Raw genomic sequence first — 18,251 nt, 5'->3', positions numbered from 1 at the left:
AAGGTCGCATAGGACCGAGAGAGGGATTAATACGACAAGCCGATGAACTGCTCACTTCACCCATGGAGGTGAGGGGGTGCCCCATTTGCGCATAAAATCCATGCCTGGTCTTTACTCTGCATTACGATTCGTTTACCGAGTGTTGATTCATCCCGCCACGATCCGCGACCGCGCTGCCCCGGAGGAGACGGGAAACATGTCATCAGCCCGCGTACCCACGCACTCCGAAGGCCTCGGCCTCGCCCGAGCCACAACTCCCAAGTCCGGCACCGGCGCTGACCGGCCACAGCATCCGGCCGTGCCCCCGCGCCGCCGCTCCCCCGTCACGGGGGCCGACCTGTCCGCGTCCGTCGCGGTGTTCCTGATCGCTCTGCCGCTGTCCCTCGGCATCGCCCTCGCCACCGGCGCCCCGCTCCAGGCCGGCCTGGTGGCGGCGGCCGTGGGCGGACTGGTCGCCGGGCGGCTCGGCGGCTGCCCGCTCCAGGTCAGCGGCCCCGCCGCCGGACTCACCGTGGTGACCGCCGACCTGATCCACCGGTACGGCTGGCGGGCCACCTGCGGCATCACCGTCCTCGCCGGGCTGGCCCAGCTGGGCCTGGGCTGCCTGCGCGTGGCCCGGACCGCGCTCGCCGTCAGCCCGGCCGTCGTGCACGGCATGCTCGCCGGCATCGGCGTCACCATCGCCGTCGCCCAGCTGCACATCGTGCTCGGCGGCACCCCGCAGAGCTCGGTCCTCGCCAACGTCAAGGCGCTGCCCGCCCAGTTGGCGAACCTGCACCCGGCCGCCGTGGCGATGAGCGCGCTGACTCTGGCGCTGCTGTTCGGCTGGCCCCGGGTCCCGGGCAGAGCAGGCCGTCCGCTGCGTACGGTCCCGGCCGCCCTGGCCGCCGTCGCCGGTGCCACCGCGACCGCCTCGCTCACCGGGCTCACCCTCCCCCGGGTCGACCTGCCCTCCTGGAGCAGCCATGCCCTGGCGGGGCTGCCCGATGGGCCGGTGCTCGGCCTTGTCGCCGCCGTGCTCACCACCACGCTGGTGTGCAGCGTGCAGTCGCTGCTGGGCGCGGTCGCCGTGGACAAGCTGGTGGCCGGCCGCACCGGGCCCCAGTCCCGCCTAGGCCGCTCCGACCTGGACCGGGAGCTCCTCGGTCAGGGCGCTGCCAACATCGTGTCGGGGGCGCTCGGCGGCCTGCCGGTCGCGGGGGTCGCGGTGCGCAGTTCGGCGAATGTGCGATCCGGTGCCGTGAGCCGGAACTCCACGATGCTGCACGGCGTTTTCGTAGTAGTCGCCGCGCTACTGATGGTCCCGGTCCTGGATCTCATCCCGCTCGCCTCGCTCGCCGCCCTGGTGATGGCAGTCGGCATCCAGATGGTGTCTCTGCACCACATCCGCACGGTGACCCGCCACCGCGAAGTGCCGGTGTACGCCGTCACCACACTCGGGGTGGTCCTCCTCGGGGTCCTGGAGGGCGTGCTCCTCGGGGTCGCCGTGGCCGTCGCCGTCGCCCTGCACCGCCTCGCCCGCACCCGCATCACCCACGAAGAGAAGGAAGGAGTCCATCACGTACACGTAAGAGGACAGCTGACGTTCCTCGCGGTGCCCCGGCTCAGCAGAGTCCTGCATCTCGTACCCCGGGGCGTCCACGCCGTGGTGCAGCTGCACGGTTCGTTCATGGACCACGCGGCGTACGAGTCCCTGCGGGACTGGCGCAGCGCCCACACCGCGCAGGGCGGCTCCGCCGAACTGACCGGCTGCCGCGCGGGCGTCCGCTCACCGGAGCAAGGCCACGGACCGGAGCACGGGCACGGCCCCGGACCGCACATGGGCCACCGCCCCGGGGCGCACGCGGGTCAGGGTCTCGGACCGCACGTGGCTCACGGTCCCGGCCCCCACGAAGGTCTCGGTCATGGTCCCGGCCGCCGGCTCGGGAGATCTGCCGGGGCAGGGCATGAACTCGCCCGCGGAATCAGCGCGTTCCAGCGTGACACAGCGCCCCTGGTGCGGGAGGAACTGGCCCGGCTGGCGCGCGAGGGGCAGCGGCCGTCGCAGCTCTTCCTGACCTGCGCCGACTCCCGGCTCGTCCCCTCGATGATCACGTCCAGTGGCCCGGGTGATCTGTTCGTGGTCCGCAACGTGGGCAACCTGGTCCCTCTTCCGGGTGAGGAGAACGGGGACGACTCGGTGGCGGCCGCGATCGAGTACGCGGTGGACATGCTGAGGGTGCGGTCCATCACCGTGTGCGGGCACTCCGGGTGCGGGGCGATGCAGGCGCTGCTCGGCTCCGGGACCGGGGGCGCGGCGACCCCGCTCGGGCGGTGGCTGCGGCACGGGCTGCCGAGTCTGGCGCTGCTGGCCGACGAGGGCCGTACGGGAGCCCGGCTGGCCGGACAGCCGCCGGCGGACACGGTGGAGCGGCTGTGCCTGACCAACGTGGTCCAGCAGCTGGAGCACCTGCGGGCGCACGACCCGGTGGCGCGGGCGCTTGCGGCGGGCGAGCTTGAGCTGCACGGGATGTACTTCCACGTGGGCGAGGCGCAGGCGTATCTACTGAGCCGGGGCATCGCGGACACGGAGGGAGGGGTGTTCCAGGGAGTACCCGGTACGGAGGAGCTGCCCAGCCCGGTGTGAGCCACGGGCGCTCGGGGCCGTCTGCACCGCACGGGACGGCGACGGCGGGTCCGGCGTGCCACGGCACACCCGGAACTGGCAGGCTCGGCCACGCCCGGCCGCGGCACCCCTCACCGCACCGCGCCCCACCGCACCTGATAGGTCTAAACCAATTATTCGGCGGCCCTTGTCACCGGGGCCTCAGGTCTGATGAGCTGTGGCCTGGGACACAACGGACACCCTTCGAAAGGGAGATGTCGTGAGCAACGAAAGCCTGGCCAACCTCTTGAGGGAGGAGCGACGCTTCGCGCCGCCCGCTGACCTGGCCGAGAACGCCAATGTCACGGCCGAGGCGTACGAACAGGCCAAGGCTGACAGGCTCGGCTTCTGGGCCGAGCAGGCCCGCCGGCTGACCTGGGCCAAGGAGCCGACCGAGACGCTGGACTGGTCGAACCCGCCGTTCGCCAAGTGGTTCAAGGACGGCGAGCTCAACGTCGCGTACAACTGCGTGGACCGGCATGTGGAGGCCGGCAACGGCGACCGGGTCGCCATCCACTTCGAGGGTGAGCCCGGCGACGGCCGCGCGATCACCTACGCCGAGCTGAAGGACGAGGTCTCCAGGGCGGCCAACGCCCTGCTGGAGCTGGGAGTTCAGAAGGGTGACCGGGTCGCGGTCTACATGCCGATGATCCCGGAGACGGCGATCGCGATGCTCGCCTGTGCCCGGATCGGCGCCGCGCACTCCGTGGTCTTCGGCGGCTTCTCGGCGGACGCCCTGGCCACCCGTATCCAGGACGCGGACGCCAGGGTCGTCATCACCTCCGACGGCGGCTACCGGCGTGGCAAGCCGTCCGCGCTCAAGCCGGCCGTGGACGAGGCGGTCGGCAAGGCGGGCAACGTCGAGCACGTGCTGGTCGTGCGCCGCACCGGGCAGGAAGTGGCCTGGGACGACACGCGGGACGTGTGGTGGCACGAGATCGTCGAGCGGCAGTCGGCCGAGCACACACCGGAGCCCTTCGACGCCGAACACCCGCTCTTCATCCTCTACACGTCCGGTACGACGGGTAAGCCGAAGGGCATCCTGCACACCTCGGGCGGCTACCTCACCCAGACGTCGTACACGCACTGGGCGGTCTTCGACCTCAAGCCGGAGACCGACGTGTACTGGTGCACGGCCGACGTCGGCTGGGTGACCGGCCACTCGTACATCGTGTACGGCCCGCTGGCCAACGGCGCGACGCAGGTGATGTACGAGGGCACCCCGGACACCCCGCACCAGGGCCGGTTCTGGGAGATCGTGCAGAAGTACGGGGTGACGATCCTGTACACGGCGCCGACGGCGATCCGCACGTTCATGAAGTGGGGCGACGACATCCCCGCGAAGTTCGACCTGAGCAGCCTGCGGGTGCTCGGTTCGGTCGGTGAGCCGATCAACCCCGAGGCGTGGATCTGGTACCGCAAGCACATCGGCGCCGACCGCACTCCCGTCGTGGACACCTGGTGGCAGACCGAGACCGGCGCGATGATGATCAGCCCGCTGCCGGGTGTCACCGCGGCCAAGCCCGGCTCCGCGCAGACCCCGCTGCCCGGCATCTCGGCCACCGTCGTCGACGACGAGGCGAACGAGGTCCCCGACGGCGGCGGCGGCTACCTGGTGCTGACCGAGCCCTGGCCGTCGATGCTGCGCACGATCTGGGGCGACGACCAGCGGTTCCTGGACACGTACTGGTCGCGGTTCGAGGGCAGGTACTTCGCCGGTGACGGCGCGAAGAAGGACCACGACGGCGACATCTGGCTGCTCGGCCGGGTGGACGACGTCATGCTCGTCTCCGGGCACAACATCTCGACGACCGAGGTGGAGTCGGCGCTGGTGTCCCACCCGTCGGTCGCCGAGGCGGCCGTCGTCGGCGCCGCGGACGAGACGACCGGGCAGGCGATCGTCGCCTTCGTGATCCTGCGCGGCACGGCGAACGCGGAGGACGAGGGGCTGGTCAACGAGTTGCGCAACCACGTCGGCGCCACGCTCGGCCCGATCGCGAAGCCGAAGCGGATCCTGCCGGTGGCGGAGCTGCCGAAGACCCGCTCCGGCAAGATCATGCGCCGGCTGCTGCGCGATGTCGCCGAGAACCGGCAGCTCGGTGACGTGACGACGCTGACCGACTCCACGGTCATGGACCTCATCCAGGCGAAGCTGCCCGCGTCGCCCAGCGAGGACTGACCCCGGTCGGCACAGCCATGACCGGCACGGCCCAAGAGGGCGCCCCCGGCGCGAAACGCGCCGGGGGCGCCCTCTTTGCACCTACCGTGAACCCCACCTGGCAACCTCCACCACACCTTAGGTAAACTAAGCAAAGAGAGTGTGATCCCAAAGGTGTGCCGGGAAGTCTGGTCGGCAAGTAGTCCCGTCCTGCCCACCGACCGGAGGTCCCCGTGTCCGCGCCCCGCACCACCCCCGTCCGGAAGGTCCTCGGCCGGCTCTCGCTGCCCGAGCGGACCATCGTGGCGGACGCGCTGCGGACCGAGACCGTCGGCGGTGTGCTGCTGCTCGTCGCCGCGACAGCCGCGCTGCTCTGGGCGAACATCCCCGCACTCCACCACAGCTACGAGAGCGTCGCCGACTTCCACTTCGGCCCCGGGGCCCTCGGCCTGAACCTCTCCGTCGCCCACTGGGCCGCCGACGGCCTGCTCGCGGTCTTCTTCTTCGTCGCCGGCATCGAGCTCAAGCGCGAGCTGGTGGCCGGGGACCTGCGCGACCCGAAGGCGGCCGTCCTCCCGGTGGTCGCCGCGCTGTGCGGAATGGCCGTACCAGCGCTCGTCTACACCCTCACCAACCTCACCGGCGGCGGTTCCACACACGGCTGGGCGGTGCCCACGGCCACCGACATCGCCTTCGCGCTGGCCGTGCTGGCGGTGATCGGCACCTCGCTGCCGAGCGCCCTGCGTGCCTTCCTGCTCACCCTCGCGGTCGTCGACGACCTGTTCGCCATCCTGATCATCGCGATCTTCTTCACCGAGCGGATCGACTTCGCCGCGCTCGGCGGCGCGGTCCTCGGCCTCGCCGTCTTCTGGCTGCTGCTGCGCAGGGGCGTCCGCGGCTGGTACGTGTATGTGCCGCTCGCGGTCGTGATCTGGGCGCTGATGTACAACAGCGGCGTGCACGCGACCATCGCCGGTGTCGCCATGGGCCTGATGCTGCGCTGCACCACCCGAAAGGGTGAGGAGCACTCTCCCGGCGAGCACGTCGAGCATCTCGTGCGGCCGTTGTCGGCGGGGCTGGCCGTGCCCCTGTTCGCGCTCTTCAGCGCCGGCGTGACGGTGTCCGGAGGGACGCTCGGCGACGTCTTCACCAAGCCGGAGACGCTGGGAGTCGTCCTCGGCCTGGTCGTCGGCAAGGCGGCCGGGATCTTCGGCGGGACCTGGCTGACCGCCCGCTTCACCCGGGCCTCGCTCAGCGAGGACCTCGAATGGGCCGACCTCTTCGCGGTGGCCTCGCTGGCCGGCATCGGCTTCACCGTGTCGCTGCTCATCGGCGAACTCGCCTTCGCCGGCGACGCCGTGCTCACGGACGAGGTCAAGGCCGCCGTGCTCACCGGCTCGCTCATCGCGGCCCTGTGCGCCACGGTGCTGCTGAAGATACGGAACAACCGCTACCGCGGGCTGGTCGAGGCCGAGGAGCGGGACGAGGACCTCGACGGGATCCCGGACGTCTACGAGGAGGACAACCCGGCCTACCACCTGCGGATGGCGGAGATCTACGAGCGGAAGGCCGCCGAACACCGCAGGATCGCCGCGGAGAAGGCCGCCTCGTAGGGGCCCGCGGGCGGGACGCGCTTGCCGAAGTGCCGGGCGGGGCAGGCGAGCAGGGCGAGCGTCCGGCATGATCTGACGAGACGGTACAAAAAAGACCGGTGTTCAAGGCCGGTGTGAGAAGACGACGACGAAGACGCAGAGGGAGACCGCGATGAGCGCACCCGACGGCAGCCCGGTCGGTGCCGAACGCAGCATCGGCCAGCTGTTCGCCTCGGCCACGGCCGAGATGTCGGCGCTGGTGCACGACGAGATCGCGCTGGCCAAGGCCCAGCTGAAGCAGGACGTCAAGAAGGGCGCGACGAGCGGCGGTGCCTTCTCGGCGGCCGGGGTGCTGCTGCTGTTCTCCCTGCCCATGCTCAACTTCGCGCTGGCGTACGGCATTCGGACCTGGAGCCACTGGAATCTAGCGATCTGCTTCCTGCTCTCCTTCGCGGCGAACGTCCTGGTGGCCGTCGTCCTCGCACTGGTCGGCGTGGTGTTCGCGAAGAAGGCCAAGAAGGGCCAGGGCCCGCAGAAGGTGGCCGCGTCGATGAAGGAGACGGCGGGCGTACTGCAGAACGCCAAGCCGCATCCGCGCCCGGAACTCCCCCGGGACGAGGTGCCGGCCATCGAGGCTGTGGCACGCTCGACCTCATGACGGACCCCGCTCCCTCGGCCGTACGGCCGGAGGGCCCCTGGACGCACCGGGACGTCGCCGCGAACGGCGCCCGCTTCCACATCGCCGAGCTCGGCGACGGACCGCTGGTCATGCTGGTGCACGGCTTCCCCCAGTTCTGGTGGACCTGGCGGCACCAGCTGGTCGCGCTCGCCGACGCGGGCTTCCGGGCCGTCGCCATGGACCTGCGCGGCGTCGGCGGCAGCGACCGCACCCCGCGCGGTTACGACCCGGCGAACCTCGCGCTCGACATCACCGGTGTGATCCGTTCCCTGGGCGAGCCGGACGCGGCGCTGGTCGGTCACGACCTGGGCGCCTACCTGGCGTGGACCGCGGCCGCGATGCGCCCGAAGCTGGTACGACGGCTCGCGGTGGTGTCCATGCCGCACCCGCGGCGCTGGCGCTCGGCGATGCTCCGGGACCGCCGGCAGACCGCCGCCGCCTCCTACATCTGGGGCTTCCAGCGGCCCTGGATCCCCGAGCGGCAGCTCACCGCCGACGACGGCGCGCTGGTCGGACGGCTGATCCGGGACTGGTCCGGGCCGCGGCTGCCCGACGACAAGGCGGTGGAGACGTACCAGCAGGCCATGTGCATCCCCTCCACCGCGCACTGCGCCATCGAGCCGTACCGCTGGATGGTGCGCTCGCTCGCGCGGCCGGACGGCATCCAGTTCAACCGCCGGATGAAACGCCCGGTCCGCGTCCCGACCCTCCATCTGCACGGCTCCCTGGACCCGGTCACCCGCACCCGCAGCGCGGCCGGCTCCGGCGAGTACGTCGAAGCCCCGTACCGCTGGCGGCTGTTCGACGGCCTCGGCCACTTCCCGCACGAGGAGGACCCGGTGGGCTTCTCCACCGAGCTGGTCAACTGGCTGAAAGACCCCGAACCCGATCGGTGACCGCGCCGATGCGCCCGGTATCCGGATCTGGACACCTGTTCTACGAACGGCCACATGCCCGGCGCATAGGCCGATTGAGGGGCGTGCGGGAGGTTATCGACCTTGGGGCAGGGGCAGACGTCGGGGTATGGGCTGGACGCACGACTACAGTGACGCACCCCGCAGCCGCCGTACGACAGGCGGCCCGAACACCCATCGAGGAGCGGCCCCGCAACTGCCGGGCTCGGACCTCAGGGTGGGGATTCCGCACATCCTGCGCCGTCGGGCCCGCTGGGTCTCGGTACGTCTGCGCCACACCCGCGGCTGATCCCTCCGAGGGCCCCCAGGGGCTCTAGAGAGCGCAGCTGTCGGTGCCCACCTGCCCGCTCGCGGTACGGCCCCTGGCGATGTCCGGCTGGATCTCGTCGGCCGTGAGGGCGTACCCGGTGTCGGCGTCGTCCAGCGACTTCGCGAAGACGACCCCGTACACCCTGCCCTCGGGGGTGAGCAGCGGGCCGCCGGAGTTGCCCTGGCGGACGGTCGCGTACAGCGAGTAGACGTCACGGCGGACGGTGCCGCGGTGGTAGATGTCCGGGCCGTTGGCGGTGATACGGCCGCGCACCCGGGCGGGCCGGACGTCGTACGACCCGTTCTCCGGGAACCCGGCGACGATCGCGCTGTCGGTGGTCGCCGCGTCCTTGGCGGAGAACTTCAGCGACTTGGCCCGCAGGTCCGGCACGTCCAGTACGGCGATGTCGCGCTGCCAGTCGTAGAGGACGACCTTGGCGTCGTACTTGCGGCCCTCGCCGCCGATCTGGACGGTGGGTTCGTCGACGCCGCCGACCACGTGGGCGTTGGTCATCACGCGGCGGTCGGAGAAGACGAAGCCGGTGCCCTCAAGGATCTTGCCGCAGCTCTGGGCGGTGCCCGTCACCTTGACGATGGACTGCTGGGCGCTGGTGGCCACCGAGCTGTTCGCGAGGGCCGGGTCGGGCGGCGAGACGTCGGTGATCGGCTCGTTGGCGAAGGGGCTGAAGACCTGCGGGAAGCCGTTCTGCGCGAGGACCGCGGAGAAGTCCGCGAACCAGGTGTCGGCCTGGTTGGGCAGGGCTCTGGACACCCCGAGCAGCACCTTGGAGTTGCGCACCTCCTTGCCCAGCGTCGGCAGGGTGGTGCCGGCCAGGGCGGAGCCGATCAGCCAGGCGACCAGCAGCATCGCGACCACGTTGACCAGCGCGCCGCCGGTGGCGTCCAGGGCGCGGGCCGGGGACCAGGTGATGTACCGGCGCAGCTTGTTGCCCAGGTGAGTGGTCAGGGCCTGGCCGACGGAGGCGCAGACGATGACGACGACCACGGCGACGACCGCGGCGGTGGTGCCCACCTCGGCGTTGTCGGTCACCGCGTCCCAGATCACCGGCAGGACGTAGACGGCGACAAGTCCGCCGCCCAGGAAGCCGATCACCGACAGGATGCCGACCACGAACCCCTGGCGGTAGCCGACGATCGCGAACCACACGGCGGCGACCAGCAACAGGATGTCCAGCACATTCACGAACGACACCCTGTCATGACCGCCAGTCGAGCGGGACCAGCTTCTCGCGGTCCCAGGAGCGCTCCCATCCCGCGTAGTGCAGCAGGCGGTCGATCACCCCGGCCGTGAACCCCCACACCAGGGTTGATTCGACCAAAAATGCCGGACCTCGGTGGCCGCTGGGGTGCACGGTGGTGGCCCGGTTGGCCGGATTCGTGAGATCCGCCACGGGAACCGTGAACACCCGCGCCGTCTCGTTCGGATCGACCACCCCCACCGGGCTCGGCTCGCGCCACCAGCCCACCACCGGGGTGACCACGAACTCGCTCACCGGGATGTACAGCCTGGGCAGCACCCCGAACAGCTGGACACCGGCCGGATCGAGCCCGGTCTCCTCCTCGGCCTCGCGGAGAGCGGCCCGCAGCGGCCCGTCGGCCTTCGGGTCGCCGTCCTCGGGGTCGAGGGAGCCGCCGGGGAAGGAGATCTGCCCGGCGTGCGAGCGCAGCGAACCGGCCCGCTCCATCAGCAGCAGCTCGGGCCCCTGCCCGCGCTCCCCCTCACCGAACAGGATCAGCACGGCCGACTGCCGCCCCGCGCCGTTCTCCGGCGGCAGGAAGCGGCTCAGCTGGAGCGGCTGGACCGTCTCGGCGGCCCGCACCACCGGGTCCAGCCAGTCGGGCAGCCCCTCCTTGCTGAGCGCCACGCCCTCGCGCGGCCCGCCCGTCTGCGCCTTGCTGCTCTGTGTCACGGCATCCCCCGTCCGACCCTGCTCCCCCGTCCTGCCCTTTCCAACGCCCGCAGTCTCCTTGATCGTTCCGTTCTCCGTCCCCGAGCGGACCCCTGGGTCATGTCCCTGATACGGCGCCCAGCGGCGGCGCCGGCCGGCCGCCGGCGTCCAGATACGCCTGCGGTGGCTTGAGCCGCTGGCCGGGGAAACCGCCCTTCTCGTACTTGAGCAGCTTCCTCGCCTTCTCCGGGTCGGTCTCGCCCTCGCCGTAGGCCGGGCAGAGCGGGGCGATGGGACAGACGCCGCAGGCGGGCTTGCGGGCGTGGCACATCCGGCGGCCGTGCCAGATCACGTGGTGCGAGAGGTCGGTCCAGTCGCTCTTGGGGAACAGTGCGCCGACGGCCGCCTCAATCTTGTCGGGGTCGGTCTCCGCGGTCCACCGCCAGCGGCGGACCAGTCGCTGGAAGTGCGTGTCCACGGTGATGCCGGGCCGCCCGAAGGCGTTGCCGAGCACGACGAACGCGGTCTTGCGGCCCACGCCGGGCAGCTTGACCAGGTCTTCGAGCCGCCCCGGGACCTCCCCGCCGAACTGCTCCACCAGCCCCTTGGAGAGCCCTGTCACCGACTTCGTCTTGGCCCGGAAGAACCCGCACGGCCGCAGGATCTCCTCGACCTCCTCCGGGTTGGCGGCGGCCAGGTCCTCGGGGGTGGGGTACTTCGCGAACAGCGTCGGGGTGGTCTGGTTGACCCTGAGGTCGGTGGTCTGGGCGGAGAGCACCGTGGCCACCAGGAGCTGGAAGGGGTTCTCGAAGTCCAGCTCGGGGTGGGCGTACGGGTACACCTCGCCGAGCTCGCGGTTGATCCGGCGGGCCCGGCGGACGAGCGCGGTCGGCGACTCCGGCTTCCCGGCCGGCTGCGGCTTCTCGACGGCAGCCTTCTTCGCAGCCGCCGTCTTCTTGGCCGCCGTCTTCTTGGCCGCGGTCTTCTTGGCTGCCGCCTTCCTGGCCGCCGCCTCCTTCGCCGCCGTCTCCTTCACGGCCGCCTTCTTCACGGCTTTCACCGCTTTTGGTGTCTTTTTCGACTCAGCGGCAGCGGCATCGGACCCTTGTTCGCCCACAGCGGAATCACCTCGTACAACCACCCGCCCAGCCCCCTTGGCCTGTGCTCTCACCGGCGATTTGGACACCCGGCCAGCCTAAAGCCCGGCACCGACATCCGCCCCGGACCCGGAAGATCAGCCCCCGATTGGACCCCTGCCGCTTACCTCGGCACACCTGTGCGGCATCCTTGTGACAGATCACACTGTTTGGACCGTCCGGCAAAATGGGGAACACGGTCCCCTGGTACCAAGGGGGAGCAAGATCCCCTGAGCAGGTCGACAAGGAGAGAACTCGTGGACGACGTTCTGCGGCGCAACCCGCTCTTCGCGGCGCTCGATGACGAGCAGTCCGCGGAGCTGCGTGCCTCCATGAGTGAGGTGACCCTCGCGCGTGGCGACTCCCTGTTCCACGAGGGAGACCCGGGCGACCGGCTGTACGTCGTCACCGAGGGCAAGGTCAAGCTCCACCGCACCTCCCCCGACGGCCGCGAGAACATGCTCGCCGTCGTCGGCCCCGGCGAGCTGATCGGCGAGCTGTCGTTGTTCGACCCCGGCCCGCGTACGGCGACCGCGACCGCGCTGACCGAGGTCAAGCTGCTGGGCCTCGGACACGGTGACCTCCAGCCCTGGCTGAACGCCCGCCCGGAGGTCGCCACCGCCCTGCTGCGTGCCGTCGCCCGCCGACTGCGCAAGACCAACGACGCCATGTCCGACCTGGTCTTCTCCGATGTGCCGGGCCGCGTCGCGCGCGCCCTGCTGGACCTCTCCCGCCGCTTCGGCGTGCAGTCCGAGGAGGGCATCCACGTCGTCCACGACCTGACGCAGGAAGAGCTGGCCCAGCTGGTCGGCGCGTCCCGAGAGACCGTGAACAAGGCGCTGGCGGACTTCGCCCAGCGCGGCTGGCTGCGTCTGGAGGCGCGGGCCGTGATCCTGCTGGACGTCGAGCGGCTGGCCAAGCGTTCGCGGTAGTCGCCGTCTCCGGGGGCGCTGCCCCCGGCCCCCCGTTTGTCGGCCTGCGGCCTCGTCCTCGATCGCCGGACGGGCTCAGATGTGGTTGGTCCATGCCTGGAACGGTCCCGTCCAGAGGTCTCGACCCTCTGGGCTTCATCGAGCGCGAGGGCTCGTACGCGCGCGTGCCGCACGTTTTCCGTCCCGTGGTCGCTGCCGCCCGCGACCGGCTGCTGGACGTCTTCGGGGCGCGCCTGGACAGCGCCTACCTCTACGGATCGATCCCGCGTGGCACCGCGCGTGCGGGGCTCAGCGACCTGGACGTGGTGGTCGTGCTGTGCGAGGAGCCGGCCGACGCCGACCGGGACGCGGCCCGTGCCCTCGGCGAGGCCGTCGACAAGGAGTTCCCGCAGATCGACGGGGTCGGGACCCTGCTGTACTCCCGCGCACGGGTGCTCAGCGAGCTGGAGCGGTACGACATCGGCTGGTTCGTGGCCTGCTTGTGCACCCCGCTGCTCGGGGAGGACCTCGCCGAGTTCCTGCCCCGCTACCGCCCCGACTCCCTGCTGGCCCGCGAGACCAACGGCGACCTGGCCCGGCGGCTGCCGCGCTGGCGGGAGCGGATCGCCGCCGCCGCCGACACCGAGGAGGCCCTGCGGCCCCTGGTGCGCTTCATGTCACGGCATCTGGTCCGCACCGGCTTCACCCTCGTCATGCCCCGCTGGAACGGCTGGACCAGCGATCTGCGCGAGATGGCCGAGGTGTTCGCCGGCTACTACCCGGAGCGGGCCGGGCAACTGCGCCGCGCGGCCGAGGCGGGGTACGAGCCGGTCGGCGACGGCGCGGTGCTGCGGTCGTACGTCGACGACCTGGGCCCGTGGCTCGCCGCCGAGTACGCGCGCGTGCACGGCGTGAAGGCGCCCAGGCCCGAGGGCTGGGACTAGGGCAGGACCGGGACCGGAGCGGGAACTAGAACTCGGACTGGATCAGCCCGTGCTCGGTCAGGTAGTCCATCTGGGCCCGTACCGACAGTTCCGCCGCCGGCCACAGGGAGCGGTCCACGTCGGCGTACACGTGGGCGACGACCTCGACGGGGCTGCGGTGGCCGTTCTCGACGGCCGTCTCGACCTGGGCGAGCCGGTGGGCGCGGTGGGCCAGGTAGAACTCGACGGCGCCCTGGGCGTCCTCCAGGACCGGTCCGTGGCCCGGCAGGACGGTGTGGACGCCGTCGTCGACCGTCAGCGAGCGCAGCCGCCGCAGCGAGTCCAGGTAGTCGCCCAGACGGCCGTCCGGGTGCGCCACGACCGTCGTACCGCGCCCCAGGATGGTGTCGCCGGTCAGGACCGCACGGTCGGCCGGGAGGTGGAAGCACAGGGAGTCGGCGGTGTGCCCCGGGGTCGGTACGACCCGCAGCTCCAGCCCGCCGGTCGTGATCACGTCACCGGCGGCCAGTCCCTCGTCGCCGAGCCGCAGCGCCGGGTCGAGGGCACGCACGCGCGTGCCGGTCAGTTCCGCGAAGCGCACGGCCCCCTCGGCGTGGTCCGGGTGGCCGTGGGTCAGGAGGGTCAGCGCGACGCGTTTGCCGGCCTTCTCGGCGGTGTCGACGACGTTCCTGAGGTGGCCGTCGTCCAGCGGGCCCGGGTCGATCACCACGGCCAGGTCGGAGTCGGGCTCGGCGACGATCCAGGTGTTGGTGCCGTCCAGGGTCATCGCGGAGGCGTTGGGCGCCAGCACGTTGACGGCCCGCGCGGTGGCGGGCCCCGGGAGGACTCCGCCGCGCGGCTGGCCGGGCAGGGCTGCTGCGTCCGTCATGGTCAGGCTCCGCCGCTCGTCAGGTCGGTCGGTATGTGCTTGGTGAACTCGTCGTGGCCCGGCCAGGTCAGGACGATCGCGCCGTCCGCCAGGCGGGCGCGGGCCAGCACCGGGGTCATGTCCCGCGCCGGCGCCGCCGCGAGCGTCTCCGCGGCCGTGGCGTACGGCAGCAACTGGCGCAGGGTGGCGATGGTGGGCGGCATCATCAGCAGCTCGCCCTTGTCGTAGCCGACGGCCGCCTCGGCCGGGCGGATCCACACCGTGCGGTCGGCCTCCGTGGAGGCGTTGCGGGTGCGCTGGCCCGCGGGCAGGGCGGCGACGAAGAACCAGGTGTCGTAGCGGCGGCTCTCGAACTCCGGGGTGATCCAGCGCGTCCAGGCGCCCAGCAGGTCCGAGCGCAGGACCAGGCCCCGCCGGTCCAGGAACTCGGCGAAGGACAGCTCACGGGCGACCAGGGCGGCGCGGTCGGCCTCCCAGTCGTCCCCGGTGGTGTCGCCGACGACGGCGTCCGGGGCCGGTCCGGCGAGCAGGACGCCCGCCTCCTCGTACGTCTCCCGCACGGCCGCGCACACGACGGCCTGGGCGCCCGCCTCGTCGACGCCGAGCCGGTCGGCCCACCACGCGCGCGTGGGTCCCGCCCAGCGGACATGGTGGTCGTCGTCGCGCGGATCGACACCGCCGCCGGGATACGCGTACGCGCCTCCGGCGAAGGCCATGGAGGCGCGTCTGCGCAGCATGTGGACGACGGGACCGTCCGGGGTGTCCTTCAGGAGCAGCACGGTGGCCGCGCGTTTCGGGGGCACCGGCACGAGGGTGCCCGCCGCGTGTGCGCGGATGCGGTCCGGCCACTCCGGGGGATACCACTGTCCATCGGCCATTACCGGAGGCTATCCCGTAGGGAGCGAATGTTCGAGGGGGGGCTTCAGCGGGCCCCGGCCACAGCTGCGGCCCTGGCCACAGCTACGGCCCCGCCACCGCCACCGACACCGACACCGACACCGACACCGACACCGGCTACGGCTACGGCTACGGCTACGGCTACGGCTACGGCTACGGCTACGGCTACGGCTCCAGCTCGACCTGGACCTCGACCTCGACCGGCGCGTCCAGCGGCAGCACCGCGACGCCCACCGCGCTGCGCGCGTGCACGCCCTTGTCGCCGAGGACCTCGCCGAGCAGTTCGCTGGCGCCGTTGATCACACCCGGCTGCCCGGTGAAGTCGGTGGCGGACGCGACGAAGCCCACGACCTTCACCACGCGCGCGATCCGGTCCAGGTCACCGGCGACGGACTTCACGGCGGCCAGGGCGTTCAGCGCGCAGACGCGAGCCAGCTCCTTGGCCTCCTCGGCGGTGACCTCGGCGCCGACCTTGCCGGTGACCGGGAGCTTGCCGTCCACCATCGGCAGCTGGCCGGAGGTGTACACGTACACGCCGGACCGCACGGCCGGCTGGTAGGCGGCGAGCGGCGGGACGACCGCCGGCAGCGTGAGACCGAGTTCGGCCAGCTTGGCCTCGACGGTGCTCATCAGGGCTTCTCCCGCTTCAGGTAGGCCACGAGCTGCTCGGGGTTGGGCCCGGGCACCACCTGGACGAGCTCCCAGCCGTCCTCGCCCCAGGTGTCCAGAATCTGCTTCGTGACATGGACGAGCAGCGGCACGGTTGCGTATTCCCACTTGGTCATGGGGGCGACTGTATCCGCTGTGACGAACGGGACACGTGGGCCACCGCACGCCCGGTTGTCCACAGCCTCCCGCGTGAGTGTCCGGCCGACTGGTTAGTCTCGAAGACGTGAGCAGGCTCCAGGTCGTCAGCGGCAAGGGCGGGACCGGAAAGACGACGGTCGCCGCCGCACTCGCGCTGGCCCTCGCCACCGAGGGGAAGCGGACGCTTCTCGTGGAGGTCGAGGGTCGGCAGGGCATCGCCCAGCTCTTCGAGACGGAGGCGTTGCCCTACGAAGAGCGGAAGATCGCCGTAGCGCCGGGAGGCGGTGAGGTCTACGCGCTCGCCATCGATCCCGAACTGGCCCTTCTGGACTACCTCCAGATGTTCTACAAGCTCGGCGGGGCGGGCCGGGCGCTGAAGAAGCTGGGCGCGATCGACTTCGCCACCACCGTCGCGCCCGGCCTCAGGGACGTCCTCCTGACCGGCAAGGCGTGCGAGGCGGTGCGCAGGAAGGACAAGGCCGGGCGGTTCGTCTACGACTACGTCGTGATGGACGCCCCGCCGACCGGCCGCATCACCCGCTTCCTGAACGTCAACGACGAGGTGGCCGGGCTGGCCAAGATCGGCCCGATACACAACCAGGCGCAGGCCGTGATGCGGGTGCTGAAGTCCAAGGAGACGGCCGTGCACCTGGTCACGCTCCTGGAGGAGATGCCGGTCCAGGAGACCGCCGACGGCATCGCCGAACTGCGGTCCGCGCGGCTGCCGGTGGGCCGGGTCATCGTGAACATGGTCCGCCCGGAGGTGTTGGACGCGACCGACCTGGAACTCGTACGGACGGTCCCGCGCACGGCCGTGGCACAGGCGCTGTCGGCGGCCGGGCTCGGCGGGGCGCGGCGCGGCGGCAAGGCCGAGCAGCTGGTGGACCCGCTGCTCGGGCAGGCCGCCGAGTACGCCGAGCGGTACGCGCTGGAGCACGAGCAGCGCGCGGTCCTCGCCGAGCTGGACCTGGAGCGGCACGAACTGCCGCTGCTCGCCGAGGGGATGGACCTCGCGGGCCTGTACGAACTCGCCACCGAGCTGCGGAAACAGGGGATGTCATGACTCCGGACCCGGCCAAGGACCCTGCCAAGGAGCCGGCCAAGGACCCGGCACAGGACGGCGCACGCCGACTGGCCCACGCGCCCGCACTCGACGTCGATCCGCTGCTCGACGACCCGGACACCCGGATCGTGGTGTGCTGCGGCTCGGGCGGTGTCGGGAAGACCACCACCGCGGCGGCCCTCGGCCTGCGGGCGGCCGAACGCGGCCGCAAGGTGGTGGTGCTGACCATCGACCCGGCCAGGCGGCTGGCGCAGTCCATGGGCATCGACTCGCTGGACAACGTGCCGCGGAAGGTGAAGGGCACCGAGGGCGGCGGCGAACTGCACGCCATGATGCTCGACATGAAGCGCACCTTCGACGAGGTCGTGGAGGCGCACGCGGACGCCGAACGGGCGGCCGCCATCCTGGCGAACCCCTTCTACCAGTCGCTCTCGGCGGGCTTCGCGGGCACGCAGGAGTACATGGCGATGGAGAAGCTGGGCCAGTTGCGGGCCCGGGACGAGTGGGACCTGATTGTGGTCGACACCCCGCCCTCGCGTTCCGCGCTGGACTTCCTCGATGCGCCGAAACGCCTTGGTTCCTTCCTGGACGGCCGGCTCATCCGTCTCCTCACCGCCCCCGCGAAACTGGGCGGCCGGGCGGGCATGGCCTTCCTGAACGTCGGCATGTCGATGATGACCGGCACCCTCGGCAAGCTGCTCGGCGGGCAGCTGCTGAAGGACGTACAGACGTTCGTGTCCGCGATGGACACGACGTTCGGCGGGTTCCGCACGCGCGCGGACGCGACGTACAAGCTGCTTCAGGCGCCCGGTACGGCGTTCCTGGTGGTGGCGGCTCCGGAGCGGGACGCGCTGCGGGAGGCCGCCTACTTCGTGGAGCGGCTGGCCGCGGAGGACATGCCGCTGGTCGGTCTGGTCCTCAACCGGGTCCACGGCAGCGGCGCCGACCGACTGTCGGCCGAGCGTGCGCTCGCCGCCGCGGAAAATCTTGAGGAGCCCCGCATTGTGGATCAGGATGGCGGGAAAGCTGGACTTCGTAACTCTCCCGACACGTACGGCAGTTCAGAATCACCCGCGTCTGTGCCGTCCAAGTCCCGGACCGACGAATCCCCCTCGTCAGGGCCTGAGGACACGACTGCGGACATGACTGACGAATCCCCCTCGCCAGAAAGCCCGGACCGCACTGTCGACCAGCTCACCACAGGCCTGCTGAGGCTGCACGCCGAGCGCATGCAGCTGCTCTCCCGCGAGCAGCGCACGCGTGACCGCTTCACCGCGCGCCATCCCGAGGTGGCCGTGGTGGAAGTGGCCGCGCTTCCCGGCGATGTGCATGACCTCGCGGGGCTGCGGGACATCGGCGACCGGCTCGCGGCCGGCCGGCCGGAGCTGCCGTAGACCAGCCAGAACAGTCAGTCCGGTC

The 18,251-nt window shown here is 71.3% G+C and carries 16 protein-coding genes and 1 pseudogene; 10 read left to right on the top strand and 7 right to left on the bottom strand.

All coding sequences use genetic code 11. From position 1 onward, the window contains the following. Positions 1–196 precede the first annotated feature (196 nt). The 6 genes and pseudogenes from OHB00_RS28605 to OHB00_RS28580 all read left to right on the top strand — a co-directional run bounded on the left by OHB00_RS28605 (position 197) and on the right by OHB00_RS28580 (position 8,276). Complete coding sequence (locus OHB00_RS28605; RefSeq protein ID WP_406438849.1) at positions 197–2,626, top strand: SulP family inorganic anion transporter; 2,430 nt, start codon at positions 197–199, stop codon at positions 2,624–2,626. Positions 2,627–2,864: 238 nt separating this feature from the next. Continuing rightward, positions 2,865–4,823: an acetate--CoA ligase gene (acs, locus tag OHB00_RS28600; protein WP_406438847.1), complete on the top strand. Its 1,959-nt coding sequence runs from the start codon at positions 2,865–2,867 to the stop codon at positions 4,821–4,823. A 212-nt stretch (positions 4,824–5,035) separates the two neighbouring features. Further along, a pseudogene (gene nhaA, locus OHB00_RS28595) lies at positions 5,036–6,486 on the top strand (Na+/H+ antiporter NhaA). 80 nt (positions 6,487–6,566) lie between these two features. After that, the gene (locus OHB00_RS28590) at positions 6,567–7,052 is read left to right on the top strand and encodes a phage holin family protein (protein ID WP_406438845.1); all 486 of its coding nucleotides are present in this window, start codon (positions 6,567–6,569) and stop codon (positions 7,050–7,052) included. Next, the gene (locus OHB00_RS28585) at positions 7,049–7,969 is read left to right on the top strand and encodes an alpha/beta fold hydrolase (protein WP_406438844.1); all 921 of its coding nucleotides are present in this window, start codon (positions 7,049–7,051) and stop codon (positions 7,967–7,969) included. Before OHB00_RS28590 ends, OHB00_RS28585 begins: the two co-directional genes overlap by 4 nt. 127 nt (positions 7,970–8,096) lie before the next feature. Further along, on the top strand, positions 8,097–8,276 hold the full coding sequence (locus OHB00_RS28580; protein WP_406438843.1) for a hypothetical protein: 180 nt from the start codon (positions 8,097–8,099) through the stop codon (positions 8,274–8,276). A gap of 24 nt (positions 8,277–8,300) precedes the next feature. Here the strand turns inward: OHB00_RS28580 and OHB00_RS28575 are convergent, their stop codons facing one another. From OHB00_RS28575 to nth, 3 genes are all read right to left on the bottom strand, one after another. After that, positions 8,301–9,500, bottom strand: coding sequence for a MarP family serine protease (locus tag OHB00_RS28575; protein ID WP_406438841.1), 1,200 nt, complete (start codon positions 9,498–9,500; stop codon positions 8,301–8,303). Positions 9,501–9,513: 13 nt separating this feature from the next. Then, entirely contained in the window at positions 9,514–10,227 is a 714-nt protein-coding gene (locus OHB00_RS28570) for an NUDIX hydrolase (RefSeq protein ID WP_406438839.1), read from the bottom strand. Between the two features lie 97 nt (positions 10,228–10,324). Then, on the bottom strand, positions 10,325–11,266 hold the full coding sequence (gene nth / locus OHB00_RS28565; protein ID WP_406438837.1) for an endonuclease III: 942 nt from the start codon (positions 11,264–11,266) through the stop codon (positions 10,325–10,327). 333 nt (positions 11,267–11,599) lie between these two features. Between nth and OHB00_RS28560 the strand changes: the two genes are divergently transcribed. After that, positions 11,600–12,274: a Crp/Fnr family transcriptional regulator gene (locus OHB00_RS28560; RefSeq protein WP_018547939.1), complete on the top strand. Its 675-nt coding sequence runs from the start codon at positions 11,600–11,602 to the stop codon at positions 12,272–12,274. 92 nt (positions 12,275–12,366) lie between these two features. Next, on the top strand, positions 12,367–13,197 hold the full coding sequence (locus tag OHB00_RS28555; RefSeq protein WP_406438835.1) for a nucleotidyltransferase domain-containing protein: 831 nt from the start codon (positions 12,367–12,369) through the stop codon (positions 13,195–13,197). A 25-nt stretch (positions 13,198–13,222) separates the two neighbouring features. Here the strand turns inward: OHB00_RS28555 and OHB00_RS28550 are convergent, their stop codons facing one another. From OHB00_RS28550 to OHB00_RS28535, 4 genes are all read right to left on the bottom strand, one after another. Then, entirely contained in the window at positions 13,223–14,065 is an 843-nt protein-coding gene (locus OHB00_RS28550; protein ID WP_406438833.1) for an MBL fold metallo-hydrolase, read from the bottom strand. Positions 14,066–14,067: 2 nt separating this feature from the next. Then, entirely contained in the window at positions 14,068–14,943 is an 876-nt protein-coding gene (locus OHB00_RS28545; protein WP_406438831.1) for an NUDIX hydrolase, read from the bottom strand. Positions 14,944–15,127: 184 nt separating this feature from the next. Further along, positions 15,128–15,592 (bottom strand): RidA family protein, encoded by a 465-nt coding sequence (locus tag OHB00_RS28540; protein WP_406438829.1) that lies wholly within the window; start codon positions 15,590–15,592, stop codon positions 15,128–15,130. After that, on the bottom strand, positions 15,592–15,747 hold the full coding sequence (locus tag OHB00_RS28535; RefSeq protein ID WP_406438827.1) for a hypothetical protein: 156 nt from the start codon (positions 15,745–15,747) through the stop codon (positions 15,592–15,594). Before OHB00_RS28535 ends, OHB00_RS28540 begins: the two co-directional genes overlap by 1 nt. A gap of 107 nt (positions 15,748–15,854) precedes the next feature. Between OHB00_RS28535 and OHB00_RS28530 the strand changes: the two genes are divergently transcribed. Further along, positions 15,855–16,832 (top strand): ArsA family ATPase, encoded by a 978-nt coding sequence (locus OHB00_RS28530; RefSeq protein WP_406438825.1) that lies wholly within the window; start codon positions 15,855–15,857, stop codon positions 16,830–16,832. Then, complete coding sequence (locus tag OHB00_RS28525) at positions 16,829–18,226, top strand: ArsA family ATPase (protein ID WP_406438823.1); 1,398 nt, start codon at positions 16,829–16,831, stop codon at positions 18,224–18,226. The genes OHB00_RS28530 and OHB00_RS28525 overlap by 4 nt, the downstream gene beginning before the upstream one ends. Positions 18,227–18,251 lie beyond the last annotated feature (25 nt).

It is taken from the genome of Streptomyces sp. NBC_00631 (assembly GCF_045206895.1).
Lineage (GTDB): Bacteria > Actinomycetota > Actinomycetes > Streptomycetales > Streptomycetaceae > Streptomyces.
Note: the sequence above shows the minus strand (reverse complement) of the source record. Positions and strands in the feature narration are given on the sequence as shown.